Source organism: Bacillus sp. LL01 (genome assembly GCF_001037965.1).
Window position 1 is genome coordinate 1 of the sequence record NZ_LFEL01000149.1, and the last position, 4,674, is coordinate 4,674.

The following is a 4,674-nucleotide window of genomic DNA, read 5'->3' on the forward strand; positions in this document are numbered from 1 at the left end:
TATCGATCGTACCGATGCATTGGGTCACTTCAGGCAAGTGGTAGAAAGTACTTGTGGTTTCAATCTCATTCACTTTTCCGTCGCTTGAATATAAGTAAATGTTCTTTTTTAAACTGATTGCCATTCCAAGTTCAACATGGGTGCCTTTCCCTCCAGGCAGTAAGATAACAACAAAATCAGCTTCACTTACTCCATCTCTTTCCTTCATACCAATTGCTTTTAAATCTTCCATCGATTTAGCTCTACCGTTTGTTGTCCAATCGTACGTATGAATGAATCCTGCCCTCACCAGTTGCTCGCTGACTTTCTGTACGGTTTTACTATTACTAAAACTAGATGGTATGTAGAACTTCATTAATTGCCTCCTTACACCATTTTTCTATTATTCTACCATGCAAATTCCTTTTAGGTGCTACACCCTTTCGAAGGGGAGATGGTACACTATTAGAAGAGACTAAGTAGAGTAGGGAGTGTCGGCTTATGAATTGGACCCTAAAGACGTTTAATGATTTAACCATAGATGAATTATATGCACTGCTTCAATTACGGGTAGAAGTATTTGTGGTAGAACAAAACTGTCCTTATAAAGAAATTGATAATAACGATCAAGTAGCTGTTCACTTAATGGGTTATCAAAGTGGTTGTCTAATAGCRTATAGTCGACTGTTTAAACCCGGAGATTATTATGATGAAGCTTCAATTGGAAGGGTCATTGTCAAAAAAGACTTCCGGACATATGGGTATGGAGCTCAATTGATTGAGCAATCAATTAAACATTTAGAAGAGCTAGCTCCACATGCAACGATCAAAATTCAAGCACAGCACTATCTTCACCAATTTTATAGGTCATTTGGATTCCAACGCATTTCAGAAATTTATGAAGAAGATGGAATTCCACATATTGATATGATTAAAACCTCACATCAACTAGAAAAGGAAGTGAATACACCGCATGCAAATAGTTAACTATACGTCATTTCAAGATGTTGCAAATCAAGAACGCTTAAAAGAAGCATTAGACGTTCAACGTAATGAAAAGGGACCAGTCTTCTATTTGCTGCCATCGGGTAGATGGTTACAAGAAGCCAGAAAGAAGCAACCTGGCCTTCGATATACGACTTTTGATGACTTAGCTACATTTATAGTAAGTGAGGCAGAAAAAGATGTTATTTATATAGGTGAACAAGAACGAACGCTTWTTTTTCAAAATATGTTAAAACTTGATCCGAAGTATCGTTCATTTAATGAAAATCAAAGTAAAGTAAGAGGACTAGCAGACACATATGGTCAACTTAAACGACTAGGTTTAGAGCTAGAGCAAACCCCACAATCTTTAGAAGAGTTTATGCCTCTTTTTACACAATATGAAGACCAAACTGTTAAAAATCAGAAAATGTATGACCCAGAAAACACTGTCTTAAAAGCTGTTTCGATTTTAAAAAACAAACAGACTGCCCTGTCGACTATTTATATAGATGGCTTTATTGATTTTAGCCCACTTCAATATATGTTACTAAAAGCGTTGGTAGAAGCAGGTTTAACAATCAATATCTACCTCCCATCAAGCCTTTCTCATCCAATCATTGAAGGTACACTCAAAGACTTAGAAGCTTTAGGTTTTGATACAAGCTTAAAAGAGGAAGTAGAGGGGGCCACAGATGTCGATGTGAATGTCTGGAGTGCTAGTACAACAGTAGAGGAATGGCGTGCAGTACTTCAGGATATCCAGTTGGCTCCCTATTGTTACGAAGAAATAGGTATAGTGCTAGTGGATGAACGAGAGGGTATGAAGCATTTGGAGCAGTATGCAAAGATGTATGAAGTTCCATTAGAGAAATCTAAGAAACGCCCTTTAAGTAAATCGATCTCTATTCAACTTTTAATGATGACGATCACACAAGATTTCTCTCATAAGAGTCGATTTGATCTTTTACCGCTCATGGATAAGATGTTAGCTGTACAAGCAATTAAAGGGGTTGAATACGCCAAGGCAAAAGAATCCTTTTTATCAACTGGAGATTTCATTCATAAAGGAATAGCAGAACTCTATGCAAGGATCCAGGAGGTCACCTGGCGTAAAACGTCCACTTTCTATCAGTATATTAAACAGGTTATCTCAGTGATCGGAGCATTACGGTTAGAGGAAGGTTGGGTAAAGGCTGCGGTATCCGAGATGGATACTGAGCGTTTAAAAGATTATATCTTTGAACAACGTGCGCTTGAGAAGATCGAAGACATCCTTTCTGAATATGCAGAACAACTAGACTCCAAACAATTAACACTTCTTGAGATGTCACTAGATGTCTTTTCTGATTGGTTAAAAGAGGTAGGCGAACAAACTGAATTATTCATAGAGCGCGGTTCAAGAAGAGGGGTGGCCATCCATACTTGGCGTGACCTCGGTCTTTTTAAAGGCAAGCGTTTGTATGTGGTTGGGATGAATGAAGGAGCTTATCCTGCTATTCACAATTTAGGCGGCTATGTAACCGAAAAGGATTTGTATGAATTACCTATTGAAGGAGCTCTACCTACTCAAGAGCATTTTAGATCGAAGCAACAAGCTTACCTTGAACAAATTTTTAACTCTTCAGAGGAGGTCATCTTCTCTTATAAAAAAGGTCTAGATCCTAATCATCCGCTCCTTCCATCACCCTTTATCGAAGAGTGGTGTCAAAAAGGAGTAAAGGAGTATACATTTGAATCGAGAATGAAGCAGCCAGTCAGTTTCACTGAAAATGACCAAGAAGAAAAGGTAGCATTTCATCTTGGTTTAGGAAAAGAAGTGCGTGATAAAGGTATATTACTTGAGCGGTTAATGAATCGTCTGAAGCGACTTGAGACTGCAGAAGAACCAATTGATGTAGCCTATCAAGAAAGGTTGACAAAAGATATTGTATCAGTCACTGAGTTAGAAAGTTATGCCAGATGTCCATTTCGTCATGGCTTAGAGCGGGTGCTCCACATTGAGGAAGCAAAACAAATGAAAGAACGTATTTCTCCGCTTGATATTGGTCAACTGGTTCATTCGATTATTGAAGAGGTCTATAAAGAGCTTAATCTAGTGGGTGTACCCTTTGGGGAGTGTCCTGAAGAATTGRAGTGTCAAGTTCCAATCCTTCTGAGAGAGAAATTTGAAGTCTTATGGGGAGAGATCGAGGCTGCCTCACTAGAAATTTCGAGACTAGATTTAATGTTAGCGAAAGAAAACTGGTGGCGAAAGGTAAATCGGTGGTGGCAAGCAGAAAGGAAGCACTTTTGGGATAACCCTCAATTAGCTGCAATGAAAATTCATGCTTTGGAATCCTCAGTTAGATTAGAACTTGAAATAGAGGGAAATAAAATCCTCACGTTGACTGGGAAAGTCGATCGTGTAGATGTCGATGATTCCGGCTTTGCGATTTATGATTACAAGACAGGGTTTGCTCAAGTTAAGTTAGAAGAAGAGGTGCGAAGTGGCCTTAAGCTTCAATTACCTCTTTATGCTAGAGCAATGAGAGCGGGTTTAACAACTGCTGAGAATGAAATGAGGGCTCATGGTGCTTCCTATATTTCTTTGCGGGAACCAGAAAAAAGAGCAGGTAACGGAATTTGGCATTCAGAACATATTGGTAAAGGATCTAGATTTCTCGTTCATCATTCTTGTAAAAATAAAGAAGATGATCTTGGGGGAGATCTGTTTATGGATACGTAYGAATTGAAAGAGAAGGTTGGTCAATTATGGAAGGGAACACAAAGCGAATTTCCAGTGAGACCACTTGATTGTTCAAGTCATTGTCCCTATCAATCAGTCTGTCGAGTATCAGAAGACCAAAAGGAGGGACTATAGGAAAATGGATTTTAATGATGCTCAAAAACGGGCGATTGAAAATGAGCAGTCTTTAGTCGTTATCTCTGCAGGAGCAGGTTCTGGTAAGACACGGGTTCTCACAGAGCGTATGATGTATCTGTTAGAAAAGAACTATCTCGATCAGGAGTCGTCACTAGGTGCAACGATAGAAGAGATTGCAGCGATTACATTTACAGAAAAAGCTGCTCGTGAAATGAAAGATCGTGTCCGTAAGAGACTTTTCGAAAAAGTGGATGAATCTGAGACAGCACATGAAGCTAGCTATTGGAGCGAACAAAAAGAGTTAGTTGAAAGGGCACATATCTCGACCTTTCATAGCTTTTGCCAACAATTATTAGGCCAACATGCAATAGCTGCTAAGTTACCACCTAAAATTCGTATTATAGATGATCTCGAATCAAGGCAATTAAAGAGAGATGTATTGAAAAAAAAGCTCCAAGATGTCGAATTTACAGCCGTGGCAAAAGAGTTTTTTCATTATATGAGTAAAGATCAATTGATTGTCAAAATAGAAGAGATTCACGTGGCTGTTTCAGAGTTAGTAGTAGGAGAAGATGCGATTCTAGAACTACAGCCTGAAGAAATGTTACGTGCTCAAGTGGAAGCACTCCTAAAGAAACAACAGGAAAAAGTACAAGCTTTTCATCAAGTGGCAACTCAGCTTATACAGGATTTGCCGAGTGGTGAAGGCTTAACAAAAGCTCAATTTGCTCACGTAGAGAGATTACAAGAGGCATTTTCAGCTCCAATGTCCACAGAATCACCTAATGATTATATCAAGTGGTTGCAAGAGGTTATGCCAAAGCGTACGGATAAAAAATGGCAAG

At 38.9% G+C, this 4,674-nt stretch carries 4 protein-coding genes; 3 read left to right on the plus strand and 1 reads right to left on the minus strand.

The window, feature by feature from the left end:
* A partial coding sequence (locus AB685_RS26665) for a nucleoside 2-deoxyribosyltransferase (protein ID WP_047973619.1) occupies positions 1–355 on the minus strand: 355 nt, incomplete at its 3' end.
* 125 nt (positions 356–480) lie between these two features.
* Between AB685_RS26665 and AB685_RS26670 the strand changes: the two genes are divergently transcribed.
* The 3 genes from AB685_RS26670 to AB685_RS26680 all read left to right on the plus strand — a co-directional run.
* Positions 481–966, plus strand: coding sequence for a GNAT family N-acetyltransferase (locus tag AB685_RS26670; protein ID WP_047973620.1), 486 nt, complete (start codon positions 481–483; stop codon positions 964–966).
* The gene (locus tag AB685_RS26675; protein ID WP_047973621.1) at positions 953–3,826 is read left to right on the plus strand and encodes a PD-(D/E)XK nuclease family protein; all 2,874 of its coding nucleotides are present in this window, start codon (positions 953–955) and stop codon (positions 3,824–3,826) included. The genes AB685_RS26670 and AB685_RS26675 overlap by 14 nt, the downstream gene beginning before the upstream one ends.
* Positions 3,827–3,830: 4 nt before the next feature.
* Positions 3,831–4,674, plus strand: an 844-nt coding sequence (locus tag AB685_RS26680; protein ID WP_047973622.1) for a UvrD-helicase domain-containing protein, incomplete at its 3' end; no start/stop codon positions are given.